18 protein-coding genes are annotated in these 25,139 nt (G+C 47.8%); 6 read left to right on the plus strand and 12 right to left on the minus strand.

Annotation, left to right across the window (positions count from 1 at the left end):
- Nucleotides 1–9: 9 nt before the first annotated feature.
- Together AWU77_RS11475 and AWU77_RS11480 are read right to left on the minus strand one after the other, a co-directional pair.
- Nucleotides 10–4,602: a two-component regulator propeller domain-containing protein gene (locus tag AWU77_RS11475; RefSeq protein WP_062063460.1), complete on the minus strand. Its 4,593-nt coding sequence runs from the start codon at nucleotides 4,600–4,602 to the stop codon at nucleotides 10–12.
- A 255-nt stretch (nucleotides 4,603–4,857) separates the two neighbouring features.
- The gene (locus AWU77_RS11480) at nucleotides 4,858–5,703 is read right to left on the minus strand and encodes a GTP-binding protein (RefSeq protein WP_202966644.1); all 846 of its coding nucleotides are present in this window, start codon (nucleotides 5,701–5,703) and stop codon (nucleotides 4,858–4,860) included.
- A 280-nt stretch (nucleotides 5,704–5,983) separates the two neighbouring features.
- On the opposite strand from AWU77_RS11480, the gene AWU77_RS11485 reads away from it, so the two are divergent.
- A complete protein-coding gene (locus AWU77_RS11485; RefSeq protein ID WP_062063462.1) occupies nucleotides 5,984–7,036 on the plus strand; it encodes a LacI family DNA-binding transcriptional regulator in 1,053 nt (350 codons plus the stop codon).
- Nucleotides 7,037–7,117: 81 nt separating this feature from the next.
- Here AWU77_RS11485 and nagB read toward each other — a convergent pair whose 3' ends face one another.
- The 9 genes from nagB to AWU77_RS11535 all read right to left on the minus strand — a co-directional run bounded on the left by nagB (nucleotide 7,118) and on the right by AWU77_RS11535 (nucleotide 19,360).
- Nucleotides 7,118–7,912, minus strand: coding sequence for a glucosamine-6-phosphate deaminase (gene nagB / locus AWU77_RS11490; RefSeq protein ID WP_062063464.1), 795 nt, complete (start codon nucleotides 7,910–7,912; stop codon nucleotides 7,118–7,120).
- Between the two features lie 125 nt (nucleotides 7,913–8,037).
- Nucleotides 8,038–9,195, minus strand: coding sequence for an N-acetylglucosamine-6-phosphate deacetylase (gene nagA, locus AWU77_RS11495; RefSeq protein WP_062063466.1), 1,158 nt, complete (start codon nucleotides 9,193–9,195; stop codon nucleotides 8,038–8,040).
- 59 nt (nucleotides 9,196–9,254) lie between these two features.
- Nucleotides 9,255–10,343: an acyltransferase family protein gene (locus tag AWU77_RS11500; protein ID WP_062063468.1), complete on the minus strand. Its 1,089-nt coding sequence runs from the start codon at nucleotides 10,341–10,343 to the stop codon at nucleotides 9,255–9,257.
- Between the two features lie 71 nt (nucleotides 10,344–10,414).
- Nucleotides 10,415–11,719, minus strand: a complete 1,305-nt coding sequence (gene nagP, locus AWU77_RS11505) for an N-acetylglucosamine MFS transporter NagP (protein ID WP_062063470.1) — start codon at nucleotides 11,717–11,719, stop codon at nucleotides 10,415–10,417.
- Nucleotides 11,720–11,734: 15 nt separating this feature from the next.
- Nucleotides 11,735–12,661 carry an N-acetylglucosamine kinase gene (nagK, locus tag AWU77_RS11510; RefSeq protein WP_062063472.1) on the minus strand — a complete coding sequence of 309 codons (927 nt, stop codon included), beginning with the start codon at nucleotides 12,659–12,661 and terminating at the stop codon, nucleotides 11,735–11,737.
- Nucleotides 12,662–13,090: 429 nt separating this feature from the next.
- Complete coding sequence (locus tag AWU77_RS11520; RefSeq protein ID WP_062063475.1) at nucleotides 13,091–13,795, minus strand: DUF6445 family protein; 705 nt, start codon at nucleotides 13,793–13,795, stop codon at nucleotides 13,091–13,093.
- A 51-nt stretch (nucleotides 13,796–13,846) separates the two neighbouring features.
- Nucleotides 13,847–15,370: a tryptophan halogenase family protein gene (locus AWU77_RS11525; protein WP_062063477.1), complete on the minus strand. Its 1,524-nt coding sequence runs from the start codon at nucleotides 15,368–15,370 to the stop codon at nucleotides 13,847–13,849.
- Nucleotides 15,371–15,453: 83 nt separating this feature from the next.
- Complete coding sequence (locus AWU77_RS11530; RefSeq protein WP_062063479.1) at nucleotides 15,454–18,156, minus strand: TonB-dependent receptor; 2,703 nt, start codon at nucleotides 18,154–18,156, stop codon at nucleotides 15,454–15,456.
- A 364-nt stretch (nucleotides 18,157–18,520) separates the two neighbouring features.
- Complete coding sequence (locus AWU77_RS11535) at nucleotides 18,521–19,360, minus strand: DUF3014 domain-containing protein (RefSeq protein ID WP_062063481.1); 840 nt, start codon at nucleotides 19,358–19,360, stop codon at nucleotides 18,521–18,523.
- Nucleotides 19,361–19,643: 283 nt separating this feature from the next.
- Here AWU77_RS11535 and AWU77_RS11540 point away from each other — a divergent pair, with 283 nt between their 5' ends.
- The 3 genes from AWU77_RS11540 to AWU77_RS11550 are packed head-to-tail and all read left to right on the plus strand — an operon-like array spanning nucleotide 19,644 to nucleotide 22,044.
- The gene (locus AWU77_RS11540) at nucleotides 19,644–19,937 is read left to right on the plus strand and encodes a FeoA family protein (RefSeq protein ID WP_062063483.1); all 294 of its coding nucleotides are present in this window, start codon (nucleotides 19,644–19,646) and stop codon (nucleotides 19,935–19,937) included.
- A gap of 39 nt (nucleotides 19,938–19,976) precedes the next feature.
- Complete coding sequence (locus tag AWU77_RS11545) at nucleotides 19,977–21,836, plus strand: ferrous iron transporter B (RefSeq protein WP_062063485.1); 1,860 nt, start codon at nucleotides 19,977–19,979, stop codon at nucleotides 21,834–21,836.
- A gap of 22 nt (nucleotides 21,837–21,858) precedes the next feature.
- Nucleotides 21,859–22,044, plus strand: coding sequence for a FeoB-associated Cys-rich membrane protein (locus AWU77_RS11550; protein ID WP_062063487.1), 186 nt, complete (start codon nucleotides 21,859–21,861; stop codon nucleotides 22,042–22,044).
- Between the two features lie 79 nt (nucleotides 22,045–22,123).
- Here the strand turns inward: AWU77_RS11550 and AWU77_RS11555 are convergent, their stop codons facing one another.
- Nucleotides 22,124–23,002, minus strand: coding sequence for an ABC transporter substrate-binding protein (locus AWU77_RS11555; protein WP_193747529.1), 879 nt, complete (start codon nucleotides 23,000–23,002; stop codon nucleotides 22,124–22,126).
- 204 nt (nucleotides 23,003–23,206) lie between these two features.
- Between AWU77_RS11555 and AWU77_RS11560 the strand changes: the two genes are divergently transcribed.
- Entirely contained in the window at nucleotides 23,207–24,292 is a 1,086-nt protein-coding gene (locus AWU77_RS11560) for an AI-2E family transporter (protein ID WP_062063492.1), read from the plus strand.
- A gap of 52 nt (nucleotides 24,293–24,344) precedes the next feature.
- The gene (locus tag AWU77_RS11565; RefSeq protein ID WP_062063494.1) at nucleotides 24,345–24,965 is read left to right on the plus strand and encodes an FKBP-type peptidyl-prolyl cis-trans isomerase; all 621 of its coding nucleotides are present in this window, start codon (nucleotides 24,345–24,347) and stop codon (nucleotides 24,963–24,965) included.
- Nucleotides 24,966–25,139 lie beyond the last annotated feature (174 nt).

Below are 25,139 nucleotides of genomic sequence, written 5' to 3' on the forward strand. Positions count from 1 at the left end.
AGGCTCCAGTTAAAATTGAATCCGCGCTGTATCGATTGAAGCCTCAAGTTCAATAACACCCTGCGCAAGCATCTGATTGAGGTTTTTATCGACTGCCGGGTTCATATCCAACACCACACCCGGTTTACTGGCGACGCCAACCCAGCAATCGCGCCCGGCATTTTTCGCGGCGTAGAGCGCGCGATCAGCTGTATCAACCACTTGCTCCCAGCTGAGAGTATTCGGCACTTGCGGATAAAACGGATAAGCCGCATAACCAATCGAGCAGGTTTTTTGTAATTGTTGCCCATCACCCAAGTCAAATACGTAATTCGCCACTGCCTGCCGAATGCGCTCGGCCATTTCCGGCGCCTCTGCACGCGAGCAAAAACGCGCAACAATTAAAAACTCTTCACCGCCCCAGCGCACCAGATAATCAGAATCGCGCAGCACAACTTCCAACAGCCGGCTCAATTGCTCCAACACCTTATCGCCCGCGCTGTGACCATAACTGTCATTGACAGCTTTAAAGTGATCGACATCGAGCAACATAAAAATCAAATCGTGGTCTTTTGGCAGTGGCGAGTGAATTTTATTGTCACTCGCTGCGCGCTGCGCCGCCAACCAGTTTTGATACTCACGCTCCGCCAAAGAGATATCGGCGCCGATAGATTTACTCAAAAACCGACGATTGTGTAAGCCGGTGAGCGGGTCAGACAAACTCGCCTCTTCCAATTTTAGGTAAGCGTTTTGCAGTTCTTGCTGCGCTTGTTTTAAACCTTCATTTTTAGCGCGTAACTCTTCGGTGCGTTCCGCTACTTTGCGATCCAAATATTGTGTGGCGCTGTATAACTGCAAATGCATATCGACGCGCGCAAGCAATTCTTCTTTAGTAATAGGTTTAATCAAATAATCGTTTGCGCCCACCTCAAAACCCATTACCAAATCTTGCGTTTGGCTGCGCGCAGTGAGAAAAATGATGGGCAACTCATAAGTGCGATAGGATTCGCGCAAGCGCTTACAGGTTTCATAACCCGACATTTTGGGCATCATAATATCGAGCAATACCAAATCAATATCGCCATGTTCCTGTACCAGTGCAAGCGCCTCTTCGCCACTGGCCGCTTCAGTCACTCGGTAATTGCGCAAGGCAAGATGGTTCACCAATACCAGACGATTAACTGAATCGTCATCCACCACCAAAATGTGCCCCTGATAGGTCTGATCGTTATCGAACTGGCGCGCTTCATTTAATTGCTGGGTTGGTGTTTCTACAAAATCGACAACTTGCTCATGTGTAGTGTCATCCGTATTCGCAGTCACCGGCAGTTTGAGCGACATAGGCAAGCTGAAACTGAATACTGAACCCTGCCCACTGTTGGATTGCACACGCAGAACGCCGCCGTGCAACTCCACTAATTGTTTGGAGATAGACAACCCCAAACCTGTGCCGCCGTAGACCCGTTCAGCGCGACCATCCACTTGATGAAATGGTTGAAAAATAATGGCGAGCTGTTCGGGGGCGATGCCAATGCCAGTATCGGCAATATGCATCCAAATTTCCTCGTCTTTTAATTCGGCATAAATATTAATGCTGCCCTCGTGGGTGAACTTAACCGCATTGCCGATTAGGTTATGCAATATTTGTAGTAAGCGATCTTCATCGGCATAGGCCGCAGGTAAATTTTCCGGAACCTGATTGTTTAACGTTATTGGTTTATTACCGACTAACGGGCGCGACAGTGTAATAACTATATCGACCAGCACTCGCAGATCTACTGCTTTTTTGTGCAGCGACACGCCCTGATTTTTTAATTTGGCGAAATCCAAAATATCATTTACTAGCGTCGACAAACGTTTGCCGCTGGCGGCAATCAATTGCAAGCTGTAACGCGTGTGTGAAGGCAACGGGCCATTCAAGCCATCCAATAAAGATTCTGCCAAACCAATAATACCGTTCAGTGGTGTGCGCAACTCATGGGAGGTATTAGCTAAAAATTCATCTTTTAACTTGTCCACCTGCTGTAGGCGACGCACCACCGAGCGCTCTTGCTCCACCTGCTGTTGTTCATAGCGCAGTTTTAATTGCTGGATGCGAATGAACCAATAGAACAGCAAAAACAAAACTAACAAATAACCTAGATAGGCCCACCAGGTTCGCCAATAGGGCGGCGCTACGTGAATCGCTAAACTCGCATATTTATCGCTCCACACCCCATCGTTGTTGCTTGCCTTTACTTCAAAGACGTAATGGCCGGGATCGAGGTTGGTGTAGGTTGCGGTGCGTTTTGCACCGGAAAAAATCCAATCGCTATCAAAACCTAACAACCGGTAGGCATATTGATTTTCGTCGGTCATTTGAAAGTTAAGCGCAGAGAATTCAAAGGTCACCACATCGTCTTCGTGAGTCAGGGAAATGGCATCAATGTGGTTGATGGCTGCAGTCAAAGGCGATCCTTTTGCGCTCACTGCAACCGGCTTGTTAAGAATTAAGAGATTGGTAAACACAATCGGCGGCGCGTACTGATTTGTGGTAACACTCGCCGGATTAAACACCACAAAACCTTTACTATTACCAAAAAATAATTCACCTGATTCCATGAGCACAGGTGAATTGCGATTAAACAAATTGTCACTTAGGCCATGGCGCTTATCAAAATTACGAAATTGTTTTTTATCAATATCAAAACGCGCAATGCCTTTTTGAGTGCCCAACCACAAATAGCCCCGCGCGTCTTCTACTATGCCGGCAACCACATCGTCCGCAAGACCATCGCGCGAGGTAAATGCGGTAAATTTACCGCTAGCGCGATCAAACAAGTTGATACCACCGCCATCGGTTCCCACCCAAAAATTACCGCGACTATCCTCGAAAATCGCAAACACAAAATCGGCACTTATGCTGCTGGGGTCAGCATCCAAATGGCGATAGCGGGTAAACTTTTCTGTCGCAGGGTCAAAAAGAAATAAGCCGCGAATACCACCGACCCAAATGCGCCCCTCTCGATCTTGATAGACCACTCTGGCATAAAGCGCCTTATCGCCATCGAGCTGCTCGGTATCAGGCACAAAATAACGAAACGAATCCGACTTGGGATCGTAACGGTTCAGCCCTTCTTCTGTTGCAATCCAAACATAGCCCTGCTGGTCGCGGATTACCGACCAACCCTCGCGGCCGCGAATTGCCGAAGGATTTTCAGGATCGGGCAGGTAACGGGTGAATGTTCCGGTACTGATATCCAAGCGGTTGAGCCCGCCAGAATAAATACCCAGCCATAATTCCTGCTCTGCCCCCAAGGCCATGGAAAGCACTGTATTGCCGCCAATACCTGTAGGATTTTCAGCGTCGTAGGTGTAGTTGGTGAAACGCCGGGCGCGAGGTTCAAAATAATTCAGACCGTAACCGGAACCGATCCAGAGATTGCCATGCCTATCTTTTAAACCGGAAAGCACACCGCCACCGGTCACACTATTAGGGTTATTGGGGTTGTGATGGTAGTTGTGGAAAATCGATGCTTGACGATCAATCACATCAACACCAGAGGGAAAATAACCGAGCCATATATCACCTGCCCTGTCTTCGAACAGTGTGTTCACCACATAGTTGCCCGGCGACGCGGGTTTGGTTTCGTCGTAGGTAAAACGCGTAAAGCTGGTTGCGCCAGGCGGGCGCACATAAACGGCACTGCCATCGCCCAGCCACAGGTTTTTTTGGCGATCTTCCAGCACTGCCATCACCATGGCACTTTTTTCCTGATTGTCATGTTTAAGCGCAATAAACTGCTCACGCTTGTCGTCCAACATAAAAAGACCCGCACCATAGCTGCCAGCCCAAAGATTATTGGCAGAGTCGACATAGAGCTCGCGAATATCAGCAGCAGCCAGCCCCTGCTCGGTTTGATAGCGACGCACCTCACCCGTATTGGGATTAAAACGACTGACACCACGCCCCAAATGGCCTAGCCACAAATTGCCTTGCTGATCTTTGGTGACCGTCCAGATCAACCCTTCCGCTTCCGCACTGGAAGATTCATCCTGCAGTGGGTGCAGTTGGAATTGATGAGTCGTGCGATCAAAACTGTACAAGCCACCGCGACTGGCGAACCAAAACCGGCCATCTTCCGTTTCCTCAATCGCCATAATGTCATCCGCGCTGATGAGCTCGGGGCCAGTGGCAATCTGGTAGCGGGTAAATTGGTCTAATTTTGCATCGTAACGATTGATCCCGTTGCGGGTTGCAATCCACAACTGCCCCTCTCCGTCCAGATAGATATCATTGACGTAATTGTTGCTCAGGCTATTCGGGTCCAGGGCATCACGGCGATAAATCACCAGATTGTAACCGTCGTATCGCGCTAGGCCATTGGCGCCACCGAACCACATAAAACCTTCGGAATCCTGCGCAAGAGTATTGATATAGCCGATCGCAGCAACTTGATCGGGCAAAATATGACTGAATGAATAATGAGGGGGAGCGCTCTGTGACCCAGGCGCGGTATTGGCGAAGCTGTTGGGTAATGCAAATAGGGAACAGGCTAGTAAAAAGACTATTCGCACAAGGTGCACAATAACCAGCTCACGCTGCTTACCTTGAGCCTTTCTCCTATCAGTGTAAAAACGCACAAGATCATCCTATGTAGCCGTGGGGGCAATGCACTGTAAATTATAATTTTGAAGTCAGCTTAGTTGATAGCGGCGGGCATAGTGCCACTTTCATCTTTATTAGCATAAGAAATTTTATCGCCAACCAAATCTGCGCAATCTGGTTATATCTATCTGACAAGCGGATAGTTTATCAACTATCCGCAGTATACGAAGGGAACAGGCTAACAGTTGCAAAGCTCAGGCTGGAGCGCCCCAGCCTGAGCCTCAACACTGCTACTTTAATTGGTAGGCAGTCACTGAATTTTTGAAAAAGTTAGGGACAAATACCTGCTGGGTATTAGGGTCATAGCCTATATCGGCGGTATTGATTTTGTCTGCCTGAGAGTCGATCAGCAGCTCAATCTTGCCGTCGCGGTACACGTAATACACCAAACCAGGCCAGCAAGAGACAATAAACTCACCGCGAGCCACCATCTCAATACCATCAATGCCCTGCGCAAAACCGGTCGCCACGCTCAGTGGTTTTTTATCCGCGCCCACTAACAGCAACTCCTTGCCTGCCCCCACAATCAAATTAGAACCAAAGACTTTCAAGCCATTTGCACTGGTCATATTCTCCAGATAAAGGCTAGGCTCATCTTTTTCAATACGATGAACTTTATTGGTGCGGGTATCTGATACAAAAACCACGCCGCTAGAATTGACTGTTACATCATTTAAAAATACCGAATCAGCAATAGGAATCTTTTTAATCACTTTTCGCTTTTTAATATCAATGACCACCAACTCGGTAATATCCGCGACATACAAACGGTTCTTAAATTGCGCCATGCCCTTGGGAGCATTGAGGCCGGTAAGCCAGTTTTTGTCGATCACTGTTCCATCAGTCGCCAAGGTTGCTATGCCACCTTTGCCGTCAACCCCATCGCCCTGACCGTCAATCAGCGCCACAAATAAATAGGGTTCTTTTTTATCCGCAACGTAAAGTACAGACTCGGGAGTGGGTAAATCGGGGGTTAGCCACAGAGGTTCAAGCTTGTGCTGCGCCTGCACCGCAACACTCACCAACGCGAGCCATGGCCATAGAAACAGAGTCAGGGGGGTAATGCACTTTCTCATTCAACACCTCAATTATTGTTGTGGTAGCGATATTTTATCTGCCGACTTGCCGCAGTCGGGCTGACTACACTTTAACCTTAGACTATGGTGCCATTGAGGATTTAGGCATCGCAAAATTCTTTACATAACCTTGCCTCACGCAACCGCAATGCGTTACTTGATGCTACAAATAAAATCAGCGGCAGCGAAATCATTGCGCTTGGCTAGCCTAAGCTCTACCCTAGCAACCAACCAACTCAATGAATATTGATAACCCATTGCCTGATAAGCCCAATAACTTATGAAAACCAGTGTCGATAAACACGCGCCCAAATCCAAAGCCACAATTAAAGATGTAGCCAAACTGGCTGGAGTCTCCTTTAAAACTGTATCGCGTGTAATCAATAAAGAAGGGACTGTAGGCCAGGAACTGCAAGACAAAGTAATGCAGGCGGTCAAGGCGCTGAATTACCAACCTAACTTATCGGCGCGCTTGTTGCGCGGCGCGGCCTCATCGATTGGTTTTATTTACGATAATCCCAACAGCAACTATGTGATCGATATGCAGAAGGGGATTCTGGGTGAGTGCCGTAGGCAGGGTTACGAGCTGGTCATCCACCCCTGCAACTCCAAAGCCGAAGATATTATTGACGAAGTGCTTAACATGGTAGATCGCAGCCAGGTCGGCGGGCTGGTGTTAACGCCACCTATGTCAGAAATGCCGGAAGTATTAACCGCTCTCGGAAAACGCAAAATTCCCTTTGTCCGCATTTTATCCGGCTCGCAGGCACCCGATAAAAAAGGCCCCTGCATTTTTATCGACGACCGCACCGCCGCCTACAAGATCACCCAATACCTGATCGATCTGGGGCACAAATCCATCGCCTTTTTAAGCGGGGAAGAAACACATAAATCGACCATTGAACGTCTCGAAGGTTACAAATCTGCGCTTAAGGCCAATAAGATTGTTCTCGATAAAAAACTGATTATTCCGGGCGAGTACTCCTTTGAATCCGGGGTAAAACGCACTCGCCAGTTACTATCTTCCAATTTAAAACCCACTGCCGTATTCGCCTGTAACGATGAAATCGCGGCGGGTACTTTGTTTGCTGCGCGCATTCAAGGCGTGGATGTACCACAAAATTTATCCATTGTCGGCTTTGAGGATAGCCCCTTCTCGCGCCAAGCCTGGCCGAACCTGACCACGGCACAACAACCCAATACCACCATCGCCGAACGCGCCACCGGATTATTGATTGATACGATTCGCGCCAACCGCGTCGTTGATAGTGAAGGTTTTTATCCGCAACTTATAGTGCGCGACTCGACTTGCCCGGCGCCGTCAAAACGTTAATTAAACACAAACTCAACGCAGCAAAAAGGCCGACTTGCAACCAAGTCGGCCTTTTTGCTTTATAGCCGTAACAATAAAAAATTACGCGCGACCTAGTCGCTCCAGTAATTTTTGGTTTTCAATTTCGATGTGTTTGTATAACTCAACATCCGAAAGCAAAGACGCAGCCGCTTCGTCAATTACCAATACCACTTGTTCGTGCAGTTGCAGCGCCGATGCCGGGCATGCGGCTGTCAGAGGGCCTTCTACAGTCGCTTTAATCGCTTCCGCTTTATTTTCACCGGTAGCCAACAGCACAACTTTTTTCGATTCCAGAATAGTGCCTATACCCATGGTGATGGATAAGTGCGGCTGATATTCATCGGGACCAAAAAAGCGTGCATTATCATCGATGGTCGCACGCGTGAGGGTTTTGATGCGCGTGCGCGACATTAACGAAGATGATGGCTCATTAAAACCTATATGACCATTGCGGCCGATACCGAGCAACTGAATATCGATACCACCTTTTTGTTTGATTGCCGTTTCGTACAGCGCACAAGCAGTAAATGGATCTTCCGCATCACCCGGTGGAACAAAAGTAGAGGCTTTATCTATATCCACATGATCAAATAATTGTTGATTCATAAAAAAGCGATAGCTTTGCGGATGATTCGATGGCAAACCCAGATATTCATCCAGATTAAAGCTGCTAACGTTCTTGAAAGAAACCTGCCCGCTTTTGTAAGCCTCAATTAATTCTTTGTAAAGTGCTACCGGCGTTGAGCCAGTTGCCAACCCCAACACCGAGTCAGGTTTGCGGCTAATTTGTTTAATAAAAATATTTGCGCCGTATTGAGCAACTGCAGCAGCATCTTTCAAAATAACAACTTTCATTGAACACTCCAGTGAGTGGTATTGACCGAATAAAAATGTAAAAAGTAAAAATAACTAAAACCAAACTTTCAAAAACCAAGCTTTTCAAAACTTCACCAAACCGAAAACCTCATCAAACCCGATACTCAAGTGTGACGTAAAAAATCACCCGCCACCCAGGTGTGGGTTACGCGGTAATCGTCGGTAAAGTGCACTAGATCCGCACGGAAACCGGGTTGAATTCGACCAAGATAATTATCCACTTGCATAAATTCGGCAGGATATAAAGCCGCCATGCGCAAACTTTCACTCAACTCCATGCCAACCCATTCGGTATTTAAACGCACCGCATCAATCATACCGATTGCACTACCCGCCAATCGGCCTTCAGCGTTTACCAGACAGCCGTCTTTTTCAAAAATCGTTTCACCGTAAATTTGAAATGATTTTTCTGGCGAGCCAACGGTAGACATAGCATCGGTTACTAAATAGATTTTACCTTTGGGTTTTGCCGCGCAGGCAATGCGCGCAGAAGCAGCGTGTACGTGATAGGTGTCGATAATAATTCCGCACCAACTGTTGGCATCTTCCAAAGCGGCACCGACTACACCCGGCTCACGGCCAGTAGTTGGGCGCATCGCATTGTATAAATGGGTAAAACCAGAAAGCCCTTCTTTTAACGCGCTCACCACTGATTCGTAATGCGCGTCTGTATGACCGGCGCAAACCACCACACCAGCGGAGGTTAATTGTTTAATTTGACCGGGCGCCGCATGCTCAGGTGCAAGTGTGAGCATTACTTTAAAACTGTGTTGGCCTTTTACCGAGGCCACCAGCCAATCAATATCTGGCTGCTCCATTGCGCGAATATAACGCTCGTTGTGCGCACCGCGTCGCGCCATATCAAAAAATGGGCCTTCAACGTGAACACCAAGCACACCTCTCATGCCCGCTGCTACAGCATCGGCAACAGCCTTGACACCCGCTTGATGTACTTCGCGGGTATCGCTAATGAGAGTTGGTAATAGTGATGTGGTACCAGTAGGACGATGACCATTCAACATAGTTTGAATCGCGGTTACGCTGGTATCGTTAGTAAAAAATGCACCGCCTCCACCGTTGACTTGCAAATCAATAAATCCCGGTGCAATTACACCACCATCCAACAAAATCTGCGGGATGGTTTGATCCAGCTCAGTAACAGGAACCAGCGCGGTAATCTGCTCGCCTGCAATCACTAGCGCATAATTATCCAGAAACTCTTCGCCGGTAAAAATGCGTGCGCCTACTAACGCTTGGTTCATAACAGCACCTTTAAACAACACCTATAAAAATACTTTGTCGCATCAAATTAATCGGAAAACTACAAGCTGATAATAATGTTACGCTTATGTAAAACCCATGCAACGAGCCATAAAACCCCCACCATTAACAGCGCAAAAAGTAGCGATGCAAAATAAGGATCGGCAATGCTACGGAACACGCCATAAAGCGCTGCATAGGCAGATTCGCCTGCCACAGGAATTAAATACAGCGTAGTTGCCAAAACACCGGACAACACATAAATAAAGAGCGGGTTTTTACCGATAATTTCAAAGAAGTGATACACAGGTTTGATCGCATTGGCTGCAGCTGACTGCTCAATCTTGACCAGTAAAATCAACAGCAAAATCGCCACACCGCAAGTCAGTAAAACAAACGAGCTGGTCCACAGGGATTTATTAATCGGGAATACCGTACTCCACAATATCGCTGCGCCAATTAACGCCAGTGCAGCCACAAATAATTTACTCAATGCTTGCTGCTTATCTTCACTTGCGAGCAAAACCCGCGCGGCTTCAAAACCGATAATCACATTTACTATGGAAGGAAAGGTACTCAAAATTCCTTCAGGGTCAAATGGCATGCCCTTGCCTTGCCATAAATGACTTGCACCCAGCACACTCAAATCAAACTGGCGCACAATACTGTGCTCCAAGCTATAAGGGTCAGCGGAAAGATTTAACAAGGCCCAATAGCCAACCAATAAAATGGCACTGATGATTACCCGACCAGTAAAACCAAAATACAAAATAATAAATGACGCAAAGGCATAGGCTATGGCGATACGCTGCAGAACGCCCATTACCCGCCACTGCGCAAGGCTTTCAGTAAATGGGTAAGCAGCGAGCAACACACCGATTAAAAACATCAGCGCAGCGCGGCGCAAAATCTTTTTGGATTGCTCGGCAAAGGTCAGTTGGCTCAGGCCACGCACTGAAAAGTACATGGCAGAGCCGACAATAAACATAAAGAAAGGAAAAACAAAATCGGTAGGTGTTGCGCCATGCCAATCGGCATGCAGCAACGGTGCATACACAAACTCCCAAGAACCAGGAGTGTTTACCAAAATCATCAGTGCGAGGGTCAAACCACGCATGACATCCAAAGCTAGAAAACGTTGCTTGACCATCGGATACCTCGCAGCTGATCTAATAGTGCTATCTGTGTGGAACAGTCCAGCGGAAAAATCCTAGGTAAAAACTATTTCCAACTGCGCAGTTTGTATCCTTTAGCTGCATAAAAGAGAAGAAACAGGTAGCAAGGAGTCATCACTATGTAAGCGGTTTGGCGATCCATAACGGTTGACAATGCGCCCATTATTACGGGCAATACCGCGCCACCGGCGATTGCCATAATCAACAGCGCAGAACCAGTTGCGGTGTATTTGCCTACACCACTTAATGCCAAGGGCCAAATGGCGGGCCACACAATCGCATTTGCCAAACCAAGCAAGGCAATACAAAGAATGGTATTCGGGATTGACGGGACGCCAAGGAAGGCAAACAGTGATGAAATTGAGGTTGATTCATTACTGCCAAACACAATACTCAAGCTAAGAAATACACCTAGGACGGAAGAAACAAGCAGCATGTTTTGTTGCGAGATCACGCGCGGAATTAACAATATTCCCAAAATGTATCCAAACACCATACAGGACATAGTGATAGAGGTGAGAATAGAGAAATTGCTAAAACCAATACTGCGACCGTAAGCACCAATGGTATCGCCAGCAATAACTTCAACACCAACATAAAGGAATAATGCAATTACACCCAATACCAAATTTGGAAATTGCAGTGCACCGCGCAGAGGCAATTTTTCCTCTTTATCTTCCTCTGATACCAGCTCGGGTAGCGAAGACAAACGTACCAGAAGCGCAACAATACCAATCACCAGCCCCATATAAATGTAAGGCATCACCAGATTATTGGCCATTTGCTCAATTTCTTCAGCCGAAGGAGTGGTAGTTGGATGACCTGTCATGCCCCCTAAAATTAAGGCAGTAAATACCAAGGGAGCAACAATGCCGGCAGATTTATTGAGGATTCCCATCAAGCTAATGCGACGCGCAGCAGACTCTTCCGGCCCCATTTTTACAACATAGGGATTTACCGCTGTCTGCACTAATGTCTGCCCGGCACCCATCATAAATTGAGCAATTAAAAATAAACCAAACCAGTGGGTTTTTGCTGCGGGGATGTATAAAAACGCAGCAGATGCCATCACTCCTAATCCAATTGCCATACCATTTTTGTAACCAACTTTACGGATAACCCAAGAAGATGGCAGCGAAAAAACCGTTACCGCAATATAAAAAGAAAACAAAATAAATGAAGCTTGAAATGGTGTCAGTGCCAATACAATTTCCAAATAAGGCATCAGCGAGCCATTCAGCCAAGTGACAAATCCGAAAATAAAAAACAACCCTGCAATCATCGCCAAAGGTAGCGCAGAACCTCTTTCATTAGTATGCGGCACGTGAACAGCAACAGCTTCGTTATTCATGATCTATTTCTCGCGTTAAATAGTAGTGGCTAAAACACTTTGATTATTATTGACTAGCTTGAAGCGCTGTTTGGCGAAATATACGGCGCCAAATTCCGGTTGATATAAAGCGGGAGAAAGGTGGGCAGACATCTCTGGTTCCATCCAGGGAATAAGACGCGGCGCAAGACCACCGATGATCGACATGCGCCCGGGATTGGTTGCCCAGAGCTTGCGCGCAACGCCACTCATATAAGCGGCACCTTCTTTAGCAATACTGATGGCAACTGCGTCACCGGCATCGGCGGCATCCACGACAAAAATCGCAAATTTGGCGTAATCGCCCTGCTTGGCACCAAACATGCGATCGACAATCATCACACCGGAAGCCTGCAAAAAATCACCAATGGATTTACTTAAACTGGTTTGCGGCCCCAAATCATCGGACGCAAGTAAAATCGCCTGAATGGCTTGCAACCCCATCCAGGCACCACTGCCTTTGTCGCCAATAGGGAAACCATGGCCGCCGATAAACAGCGATTGATCATCTACGTAAGAATAGCCGCAGGAGCCAGTTCCACAAATCATGACCGCACCTTCGTCGCGATTGTGAGCACCTAAGCAGGCAATATGAAGATCGGTGGTGAGATGCATTTCTTTAAAGGGATGCCCCCAAGCTGACATAACCTCATAAAGGCTGGGAACATTAACGCCGGCAAGACCAGCACCAGCGATTAAGTCGCCCATTGCTGATGGCGGCAAACCGGCATCGATCAACGCCAGCTCAGCAGCGGTGCGAATAGAATCTTTTGCTTGTTGGACGCCCTGAAACGGATTGGCAGGGCCGCCGACGCCGGTACCCAGCACTTGCAAATCTGCGGTCATGATACTTGCGCGGCATTTAGTACCGCCGCCATCAATCCCTATATACAAGGTTTGTTCGCCGAGTGGCATCTTTGCCATGATCTACCTCTTTATTTTTAGCGCAAATATCCAGTTACTTAGACAACAACCAGACATTCAGAATTCGACTCATCCAATGAACAAGATAGAGCTCTCAATTAAACCATGATGATAGCAGAGTGTTAAAAAAGGTTAGTGCCCCGCAGGACACTAACCACAAGACCACTACTACAGCTCTAGAGAACTCATGCCCCATGATACCTTGCTTGACAAGGAGAGTTATCAAGCCCGGCTTTCATCATCGGACAGGTTTAGATTACGCCCTGCGGACAACGTTGTCAAAGAGATTTTTGACTTTTTTACACTCAGTCAATCAAATGTAAAAAAACAGCCAGTGAAGAACCAAAAAAAGAAAAACTGCAGCCAACTTCAAACCAGTGCACAGTGAAAACAGACAACAATTTTACGCAAGAAAAACAACAATTAATTTTATTCGTCATAACTAAAAAATATATTTGCCGTTAAGCGCCCAACCTGAGGGTCAGGATCAAGGCTGAGACTTGATAGAATATTAGCTGAGTGCAATATATTGCCGCGATATACCACTAGGCGGTTAAATTTAGCAGGCACAAAACCAACCTTTGTAAAAAATTCGTTGGATTCCGAAAAATAGCGGCGCTCTGATTTCTTACTATTTAATTCATCGTAAGAGACATCAAGATACCGCTCTGAACGCTCAGGAGTGATGGCTTCGTAACCCGTGTGATTATGGCGATAGAATCCTGTACCTCCATGCTGCTCATCACATAGGTACAGAAGTGTTGCAAAAAAGTATGGGCTGCTCGCATCAAAATGCGGGATTCGCTGCAGCGGCCCCAGCTCTACTTCAGGCACCCTCATCATGCACATGGCGTCTTGCAGCGGTTTTATTTTTCGCTCTGCTGGAATTTCATATTCAGCTCTAACTATATGATCCAGATAATCCCTCATTTGCTCGCCCAAACCTATCGGTGCGGGAGTGCGCACACCAGGGTAACCTTTGCGCTGCACTGCTGCAGCGTAATGCGTAAACGTTGCATGCTGGGCAAATTCCACAAGTTGTGTCGGCGCTACAAGAAAATTATCAAAACAAAGTACTTTATTATTCTCGTCGCCCATACGCAGAATTTGCAGACTGAGTGAATCATTAACCATAGCGAGCCTCAAGGATAGTCTGTTATTTTACTTTGAAACCGATAATGGCAATTAACGGGAATCAAGCGCCCTTTTTAATTCTGTCAGCCATTGGCGATGCGATAATAAAGCATCGCCCATTTGCATAGATTTTTCTTGCACCTGCCGCACCAACTCTTGCGATCTATTTTTTTCTGGCAATGCCATTACCCCGGGACGGGTTGGATAGTTCATGCCGTAAAGAACAAATAAATAATTTTCTACTCCGAAAATATCAAACGCGCTAAAAAAGTCGGATTTTTTAGGCGGGGCGATAGTCCACATTGCCAAGCGCTCTTTCAAAATATCGGAAACTACCCCATTTTCAGTGCTCTCTCGCCAGAAAGAAGAGTCGCGCCTATCTGAAATCAAATAATGCAGCTGAACAAAATCAATCACACGTTCCCAGGTGTAGCGCATTACTTTATTGCAGTACTCAGCGACCAAGGGAATGTCATCTGCAAGCTTGGGAAAATTTCGCGCCAACTGCAATGCCGCAAAATCGGTCACTAAAATTGATGTTGCCTCCAAGGGCTCCACAAACCCTTGCGCCAGCCCCAATGCAGCGCAGTTTTTCAGCCAGAAAGATTCTCTATAGCCAATTGCCATAGGAATTTTTCGCAGATTGGCATTTTGCAGATCGCGCCCCATGTAACTCGAAAAGCTGGCGACCGCTTCACTTTCACTCATGTGTTGGGATGAGTAAACAAAACCAATTCCGCGGCGCTGAGTGAGCGGGATATCCCAAATCCAACCCGCACTATGCGCGGTGGCCAAGGTGTAAGGTTTTATCTCATCGGTCTCTGTAATCGGTTCCTGAAGCGCCAAGGCCGCGTCTGTTAATATTTGTGCGGATTTATCTAACAACGGAACCGCTAGCGTTTTCCCCAGTAACAACGATGAGAAACCAGAGCAATCGACAAAAAAATCAAACAACTCTGTTCTTCCATCGGCATAAACAAAACCATCGATATTACCATCTGATTTTATTTTTACTTGCTCAATAGTTTCAACTATATGCCTGACAGAAAATTTTTCGCGGGCATTTTTCGCTAATAAATCTGCAAATTTTACTGCATTAAAATGGTAGGCATAATCGACCGCTCCTACATAGGGTGGCGATGATTTTTGCTTGGGCGAGCGATTCAGCTCTGCCACTGAATAGATTTCCGACAATCTGGAAAACTCAAAATCAGCCGTATTGTTAAGCCAATAATTGGTGACATCGTATCCAGATGGGAAAGGGGAACTAAAGGGATGGTAATAGAAATGATTATGGCCGTGTTTATCTGCATCCATCCAGTTTGCAAACTTAATACCTTGTTTAAAGGTTGCATCGCAGCAGGAAAGCAAATCAACCTCTGCAATACCAAACTTTTTTAATGTCGCTTTTATTTGGGGAACGGTACCTTCGCCAACACCAATGATGGGAATGTCTTTGGATTCAATTAACGTAATTTCAATTTCAGGGTCACGGGCTAATTCCACCCCAAGATGATTTGCCGCCAACCACCCAGCCGTACCACCACCGACAATTGCTACGCGTTTGATTTTCATGGATCACCTGCCACAAATATTTACAACAAAAAAGCCCAGCATAAGCTGGGCTTTTTTAACTACTCAGCTAAAAACTTCAGCGATTAGTACTTGAAGCTTACACCCAACATGTAGGTTGCTTCGCCTTCAAATGACCAAGCTGGGAAGCCTTCCAACAACGGAGCCTTCATACCATATGCAGAGGTATAGGCTTCAGCCGCACCATACTGAACATCATCCTGCTCCAGAACGTTGATTGCTTCCAGGCTCAAGCTAATGCTGTCAGTAATATTCCAGCCGAAGCTCAAGTCAAGAGAACCAAAGTCATCGTGCATACGGTTGCCGTAGTAACCAGTTTCACGAATCATATACTCTGAACGCCAGTTGTAAGCCGCACGCGCGGAGTAAACATCGTTTTCCCAGTAACCAACAAGGTTCACACTGTCTTTTGATGATTCAGTGAATACACCTAAACGATCAGCATAGCTTTCCATTGGAGCATTAGCATTTACGTAAGTGTAGTTCAGCATCACACCAAAGCCGTTGTCGAATGCGTGGTTCAATTGCAATTCGATACCATCGATCTCGCCGCCACCAGCATTTTTCAGAGTGTTCACTTCCCAGTTATCTACACCGCTATCTGGGCTTACCAAACCGATAGATTGGTTCACTTGAATTTCGCTGGTTACGAAGTTGTTAACAGACTTAACGAAGTAAGTCGCAGACAACATATTGCCGTCACCATAGTAGTATTCAAGGCTAAGATCTGCCTGAGATGCTTTCATCGGCTTAAGACCAACGTTACCAATGGTCACACGCTCGTTGCCAGGCACAGTATCCTGATACCCCTGCTGAGTCACTGCAGTAAACATATCGTTGTAGTTTGCGCGGCTGATTGCTTGTGATGCAGTAGTACGCAACACCAAATCATCAGTCAGATCAAAAATTACGTTCAAGCTTGGCAATACATCATCGTAATCATCGCTGATAGATGTTTTGTTATTGCTGTAATAAGCATTTTGAGCCAGATCGCCAGATGCTAAAGGAGTACCATCCAATGCGTATGACTTGCCCGTAACGTCACTGCTGATATAGCGCAAACCGAAGTCACCTTTAACACCCTCAGTTTCGAAGGTAAACATACCGTACAGCGCGTCATTTTGTTCGTTGAGGAAAGCGTAACCTGAACGCTCTTCTTTCCAACCAGTCAGATCTGCCAAGGTTTTAGCAACCATTGCACCCAGGTTTGGCTTAGGCGCCGTCATACCGTGAGCACCTACCTGGAAAGTACCGCTATAGAACTCAGAGGTATTAACTTGTTGAACATTCGCTTTGGTAACACCACGCAGAGAAGACTTCTCAACATCGTGGTCGGTAGTACGGAAACCGGTTTTGAAAGATTTGATTGCGCCTAAATCCAGCTCAAACTCAAAATCTACTTGCGCGTAAGATTCTTCATCAGAGTTTGGACCTTTGCCAATCGCCCAGCTCTCTGGAGCTGCTGTTGGGCGATAGTTAGCCAGCGTCATGTTCAGGTCAGAGGTAGGGTTAATTTTGATTTGTTTGCCAGATGCATCAACGCTGCCAGCCCACAATGCCATTTTGTCATCGCCTAAACTGGCAAAATGCGAGAAGTTGGTGGTCAGATCAGTACCGCCTTCGGCTTTGGTGTTACCCGCACGCGCAGTCACCTTAAACTCATCGGTCGCGTACTCAACATCAAAATCGAGGGTGTCTGAGCTCATGCTCGCAATACGACCCCAAGTTTGGTTGAAAGTCTCAGTTCCCAACGCACCGCTTGCCCAACCCACAGCCAAGTTGCCACGTTTTGCAGTTTTGGTAGTACTCTTAACGCACACGCCAGCAGCATTGGTTTCAGAACAAGTGTAATTGCTGGCAGACTTATCCAAACCGGTAAACAGGTAAGTACTGGTGTTGGTGTTATTTGCTTTCAGATCTAACGACAGCGCGTGCAAACCAAAAGTTAAGTTGTCAGTTGGCGCCCACTGTGCAGTCACATCCAGTGCACTACGCTCACGCTCTTGAATGAAAGTAGTTGGAGAAACGTCATCCCACCAACGGTAATCTGCTTCGGTACCACGACGTACGTAGTCGAAATTTTCAGTTGCACCAGCAACCAGAATACCGAAAGATTCTGAATCATTTTTCCAGCTGTACAAGCCGGAAACCTCTGGAGACACATCATCACTGATAGTACCAGTACGCGCTTTAACACCTACATACACGGTGTTGGCGTCTGTATCCAATGGCTTGCGAGTTTTTACAATAACAGTACCACCAATACCACCTTCATTCAGGTCGGCTCTGGATGACTTGTACACATCCATACCGTTAATCAATTGCGAAGGCAGCAGCGAATAGTTAAAACTGCGGTCGATAGCTTGTTGGTCGTACCAACCGGTAGAAGCAACGTTTTGACCATTCAATTGAGTCAATGTCATTTGTGGTGCAGCACCACGAATAGATACTGAAGCACCCTGACCAAATGCACGACCAACCGTTACACCAGGAATACGGCCAAGTGACTCGCCGATATCAGAGTCAGGGAACTTGCCCACATCTTCTGCCGATACAGCATCTACTACCGCAGTGGAGTTACGCTTGATATCAACAGCGTTTTTCAACGCACCGCGAATACCAGTAACAATCACCTCTTCTGGCGCTGCGCCTGCATCTTGTGCATTAGCAGTAACTGCAAAACCCATCATGGCGACAGCGGCTACCGAACCGAGCATCAGTGCACTCTTATTGGCCAGCTTGATCGCATCACTTAACTTGTTACGCATGGTTATTCTCCCGTGACTTGGCAATTTGTGTGTATTAATAATGAATTAACTTTTCAACAACTGATGACACAAGACAACGTTGTCGATGGATTAACACTATCCCCACCAGACAACGTTGTCAACAACTTTGTAAGGCAAGGTAAAGTCGATTAATGCGCCTAAATTTGCTGTGTTTTTAGAAAAACTTAATTGAAATCAACGAATTGAATTGAAATGATGAAAAAAGCGACAGAATAAAAAAGTTTTTCCGCCAGTCAAAAAGATTACCAAAATACACACATTAAACTGGGGGCAATAAAAAAGCCGCACGGAGGCGGCTTTGATGGCTGAATGACGCCAATGAGTGGCGCACACCTATGTATCACTAATTAACGATGCGCGCCCGCAATTGGCGCAGACTTGCCTTAACACTGCGCGCATTTTCGGGGCCCATACGCAACATCAACTTATGGGTTTGTGGCATTGCTTCCAGTGCAGGATCGGCATATTGATAAAACACTTTCGGGCGCACTAACAACAAATCGCCCTGCGCATCGGGTGCGGCCAAAATGTTATCGATAGCGGCAACCATCACGCTGTGGAAGTTGGGTTTCTTTAAACCCAATTCACGAAAGGCCTCTTCCAACAACGGATAAAAGCGGCGATACACCGCGACTGCTGCGTCGCTATCAATCAATGCCAGTGTGGTTACATATGGCTCGTAGCGCTGAAAATTATTGGGAGAAACGCGCTCCTGATCTACCGCCGCCCCTTCAATCGTTACCGAGAAGGTTTCCGAGATAAACGGGAGTGGTGGCGATACCACCGGGCGATATTCGTGAATCACCTTGCCCTCGGCAACATTGTTTACTGCCAATACAAATTTGCGCAGCACTTCTTGCGGCACCAATAAATTTACCAGTCCTTCGCCGCGCAACTGTTGCAGCGCAGCCAAAATACTGCTGTCGCTGTCGCTTAACGCAGGCAAGGGTTCAACTTCAACAACGGGCTGCGGAGGAACATATTCAACCAGTGGCGCTGCTGAACTAGTGGCCACGGCGGCAACTTGTGGCGCTACAGCTACCGGCGTACTGACTGTTTGTGATGCAACCGGTGCATCATTACGTAAAAAGAAGAAGGCAGCCGCAACAGCAATCAAGGCCAGCACTACGATAACAATCATAGTGATCGATGAATTTTTGCGCGGTTGATAGTCATCACTCATAGCAATACCTTTTTAGTTGGCGACTTTTTATGGCAATTCCTGTTAATAACTAACAGAGCTGCGGGATTATGGCCTAAACGCTTATAAGGTGACAGCCTTCTAATGCACCAGTTCCGCGTTATTAGCTGTCGCCACTCGAATCATGACCGATCCGTATAGTGATTGAGCTCTTGATCAATGCACACAAAGTACACAAAAGCACCCAGTGAAAATTGCGGCTTAGGGGTAAATACAGTATCCTTCCTAATAATCACTCTCATTTACATTCGCGATGTGCTTACCTATGAATACTGCCGTGTTTGCCAATACGCACCCTCTTACACTTCGCCTTGATCAATGTCGCAAAGGGGCAACGGTGCGAGTAACAGGGTTGATTGAACAGCCGTTATTTGGCGCACAAGATGAGCGTGTCGGCCTGCGCTTAAAGGAACTGGGCTTTTTACCGGGGGCTCCGCTAAAGGTAATCGGCTTTGGGCTGTTGGGTTCAGACCCGCTCGCGGTGCAGGTCAACGGCACCAAGTTTGCCTTGCGCCGCGCAGAAGCCGCCAAAATCTGTGTTGAGCTGATTCAAGCCTAGCCATTTAATAACTAACCAGGCCTTTTTCAGGTAGCAATAATGTCCACCCCTATTCGTTTCGCGCTGATTGGCAACCCCAATTGCGGCAAGACCTCCTTATTTAATCGCCTAACCGGCGCCCGCGCCAAAGTTGCCAACTACCCAGGTGTGACCGTTGAACGCCGCTCCGGTATGGTGACTGGCTTAACACAACCCGCCGAGCTGCTCGATTTACCCGGCACCTACAGCCTTTTTGTCACCTCGCCCGACGAACAAGTCGCGCGCGATGTGATTCTCGGCCAACTGGCCGGTGAGCGCCGCCCGGATTTGTTGATCGCCGTAATCGACGCTTGCAATCTGCGTTTGGGCTTGCGTTTGGTGATGGAGCTTAAAAGCCTCAATCGCCCCATCATTCTTGCGCTGAACCAAATGGATGAAGCCAAACGCCGCGGCATCAGCATCAATACTGCGGCCTTAGCCAAAGCCATCGGCATGCCGATTATCGAAACTGTCGCGGTCAACAGCCAGGGCGTAGCCGATCTGCGCAAAGTGTTAGATGACTATGCCCAGCAGCCAGCAATGCCCGAAGGCGAGCAAACGCTCACTCTGAGCGACCGTCAGGAATCAGTAGAAGCGCTCTACGCCGAGATCGAAAGCATCATCAGTCAACATGTGATTCAACCGGCGCATTTACCGCGCTGGCAGGATCGCCTCGACTCGCTGGTAATGCACCCACTGCTGGGTTTAGTGGTGTTATTCAGTATTTTGTTGGTGATCTTTCAAGCGGTATTTGCTTGGGCATCGCCAGTGGTGGATTTAATCGACGCCGGCTTCAGTGGCCTTGGCGAGCTGGTCGCCACCTTCTTGCCCGATGGCATACTCAAGGATTTTATCGTTGAAGGAATGATTGCTGGTGTTGGCGGTGTATTGGTTTTTCTGCCGCAAATTATCATCTTGTTCTTTTTTATTCTGGTGCTGGAAGATACCGGCTACCTCACCCGCGCGGCTTTTTTGCTCGACCGCCCTATGCGCGGGCTGGGTTTGTCAGGTCGCTCATTTATCCCGCTGCTGTCCAGTTTTGCCTGCGCTGTACCGGGCATTATGGCGACCCGTACCATCGCCGACCCGCGCGAGCGTTTTATCACCATCATGGTCGCGCCGCTAATGACCTGCTCCGCGCGCCTGCCGGTGTACGCATTGATCATCGCCGCGTTTATTCCTGAGCAAGCAGCCTGGGGGATTTTTAACTTGCAAGGCCTGACCCTGTTTGCACTTTATTTTGCCGGTGTCGCCAGCGCTGCGCTGATCGCCTGGCTGATGCGCCGCCGCGCCAGTGGCCGCGAAGAGTATCCACTGCTGCTCGAATTACCTACTTATCGCTGGCCAATGGCGTATCACCTATTGTTGGGCTTGCGTGAACGCGCGTGGATTTTTATTCGCCGGGTAGGCACCATCATTCTCGCGCTCTCGATTGTGCTCTGGTTTTTGGCAAGCTTCCCCGGCGCCCCAGCAAATGCGACCCAGCCGGCGATTGAATACAGTTTCGCCGGCCAGCTCGGCCACTTGATGCAGCCGCTATTTGCACCACTCGGTTTTAACTGGCAGATGTGTATTGCGCTGATTCCTGCGATGGGTGCGCGCGAAGTAGCGGTGAGCGCCTTGGCAACCGTTTACGCCGTGGGCGAAGAATCGATTGATGTCGCACTCGGCTCCGCGCTAGCGGCAAGCTGGTCGCTACCTGTGGCTTACGCTTACCTCGCCTGGTTTGTTTATGCACCGCAATGTATATCCACCATCGCCGTTGTAAAACGCGAAACCAACTCGGCCAAAGCGACCGCATTTTTCACCATCTATTTATTTGCACTCGCCTACTTTGCCGCTTGGGCGACGTACCAGATCGCCAGCGCACTGGTAGGCTAATTGGAAACTGGGGGGAAGCACTATGTGGCAGCAAATCCCGTGGCAAGAAGTGATTGTTGGTTTATGTGTCATCGCCGCAGTGTACTTTTTAGTGCGCCGCTGGCTGTTCCCCTCCGCTAAAAAATCCGCCGCTTGCGGTGGCTGCGGCGGCTGCGATAAGACCAGTGAATCAAGTTGTGCCAATCCAACGGAGAAGGGGCAGCATTGATGCAATTCCACTAATCTATTCGGCTCATCTGGTGAGCCGAATAGATAATTTAATCGGCTCACGCCCATACCAAAATGATTTACTGTTCGCTTACCAACTTCGACAAATCAATCCAATAACGGGGATTATCAACCGGTGTTTCAGCCGGTAAATACGGATTTTTTAGTGTGATAATCCGACGGTTTTTTAATCGTTCCAGTCCCGAGCTGACTCTTGGATGATTGTAAAAAAACTGGTCAAATTTACCGTTATCGATCAGTAATTCCATACCCTTTTCGATGCGCTGCGCAAGCGCTTCATTGTTTTTATTCACAAAAAAGTAAATCGCCGAGGGATAGTAGATGAGCAAGTTGTCTTCTACTTCCAGGCGCGTCTCTTTGCGCTGCAGCAATTCAAACCAGGCTTCAGATACACCGCGCGGAAAATAATCAAAGCGGCGGGCATTGATCATCCGAAACAGCGATTCGGTTGTCTCGGCGGTAGTCAAACGCAAACCATTCGCTTGCAAAATTAACGTATCCGGCCAGTGAGTACCCTGCCCGCCAAGAAATTTCGTTAGGTGTTTCGGATTTTTTATGTGATCAAACCGTGCCTGCTCGTGTTTGCGAATTAACAGCACTCGGTAGCCAAACAGGCCTTTAAATAAGGGGATGCGTATAGGGCGCAACTGTTGCTCGCGCTCTTTATCAGTCATGGTCCAGATCACAAAATCACTGCTGTCGTTTTCCAGCATATTGATCCAGCGCGCTTGCGAGTAATCACGCGGGGAAAAAACTATATCAATCACTTCGTTATCAGCTTTGCTGGCATTCAGTGCCATCACTAATAAAGTCGTAAAGTAATCACTTGGCTGCTCCAGTGCAGTGCCCTGCACTTTCACTGGAATATGCACTTGCTCTGCCTTGGCCAAGGTTGCCAACAACAAAATAAAGGCAAATACAACGCACCGCAGCGGCATTCTGGCGCGCAATGCGAACAACCGACAATCAAACCTGAGCATAGGCATAAAGGCTCATCTGCAACAATAAACATCCACGAAGCATAGAAGAAAAGCGGCCATTCTGCCCAATAGCCTGGTTCAATCCCTGGTGGTGACACTCCACTCCTGCTCCCGTATAGTCAGCGCGATAACATCCGCACAGTTTCTTTAAGGATTAGCGCCATGCAAGAAAAATTGGAAACACGCACGTTTTTACTATTTTTGTTAATTATCACCGTTGGGTTTTTAATGATATTAAAGCCTTTCTTCGGGACGATTTTTTGGGCCTGCGCCATCACCATTATTTTTTACCCTATGCAAACGCGGCTGCTTAAGTACCTCAACGGGCGCAGCACTGTCAGCGCCCTGCTGACCTTAACCACATGCATACTGGTGGTGGTATTGCCCGTCACGCTATTAATTAGTTCGGTTGTATCCGAGGGTGCGGCCTACTATGGAAAACTCGAATCGGGCGAGGTCAATCCCGCCCAGTATCTGGATCAGGTGCGCACCGCCTTCCCGGCAGTACAGCAAACGCTGGAGCGCTTTGGTATCGACTTTGCCAAAATAAAAGAAGGCGTGCTAAGTGTAAGCATGAGCGGCGGTAAGTGGATTGCACAGCATGCCCTAAGTATTGGACAGAACACTTTCAAGTTGCTGCTGAATATCTGCCTGATGCTGTACCTGACGTTTTTCCTGCTGCGCGATGGCAATTACCTGATGGAATTATTAATCCGCGCACTGCCGCTCGGCGACACTCGGGAGCGCATGTTGTTTGCGAAATTTGGTGAAGTCACCCGCGCTACCATCAAGGGCAATATGGTGATTGCGATTGTGCAAGGCTCACTCGGCGGTCTGGTCTTTTGGGCACTGGGAATTCCCGGTGCGCTGTTGTGGGGAGTGGTGATGGCGGTGATGTCACTGATACCGGCCGTTGGCCCAGCGATTGTCTGGGCGCCGGTTGCCATCTACCTATTTGCCGCAGGCGACAATATCAAAGGCATGATTCTGGTTGGGGTTGGCATGGGTGTAATTGGTCTGATCGACAATATTCTGCGCCCGATTTTAGTGGGGCGCGACACCAAGCTGCCCGACTACATTGTGCTGCTATCCACCCTTGGCGGCCTTGGCTTATTTGGCATTAATGGCTTTGTGATTGGCCCATTGGTGGCGGCTCTGTTTATCGCCTTTTGGGAGATTTTTATCCGCGAAGTCAACGTACCCGATGCCGGCACTGAACCCCAAGCAGAACAAAAGCCCGAGGCATAGTGCGCTTGATCTGCTAGACTGCGCGGCCATTTTATCGATTGGAAGTTGATTTATGTCTAACCAATACAAGACTGTTGAAGAACTCGTAAGCTACGGCATTGGCCGCCAAATGGGCGATCAATTGGCAAGCAATCCGTTTGATGGCGTTTCTGCTGCTGCCGTTGCGCAGGGTGTTATGGATGCGCTGAATGGCGTGGCCATGCCTTACAGCAATGAAGAAATGCAAAATGCATTTGAAGTGATCAATACTCAAATGCAAGCCAAAGAAGCTGAAAAGCACAAGGCACTGGCGGGTGCAGGCGAAACCTTCCTGGCTGAAAATGCGAAAAAAGCCGGCATCACTGTGACTGCATCTGGCTTGCAATACGAAGTCATCACTCAGGGTACTGGTGCTGTTCCAAGCGCGACATCCAAAGTCAAAACCCATTACCACGGCACTCTGATTGACGGCACCGTGTTTGATAGCTCGGTAAATCGCGGTCAGCCAATTGATTTCCCAGTGAATGGCGTAATCGCAGGCTGGACTGAAGCATTGCAACTGATGCCAGTGGGTTCCAAGTGGCGTTTGTATGTTCCGCACAACCTCGCCTACGGTGAGCGCGGCGCCGGTGCCAGCATTGCACCTTTCTCGACGCTGATTTTTGATGTTGAGTTGATTGATATTGTTGGTTAATTTTCAGTTTGAAATAACCACCAGCATGGGTTTCGGTGTGACCTTTTTCGACTCGCCGTAAACCCATCCCTGGGGGCTCGGATGCGGCATCCATGCCGCATACGGTCTCAAAGATCACACCGAACCCATGCTTCATCGCAGCTATCCAGATATGCACCTCCTCCTAAATAAAAA

Source organism: Cellvibrio sp. OA-2007 (genome assembly GCF_000953825.1).
GTDB lineage: Bacteria > Pseudomonadota > Gammaproteobacteria > Pseudomonadales > Cellvibrionaceae > Cellvibrio.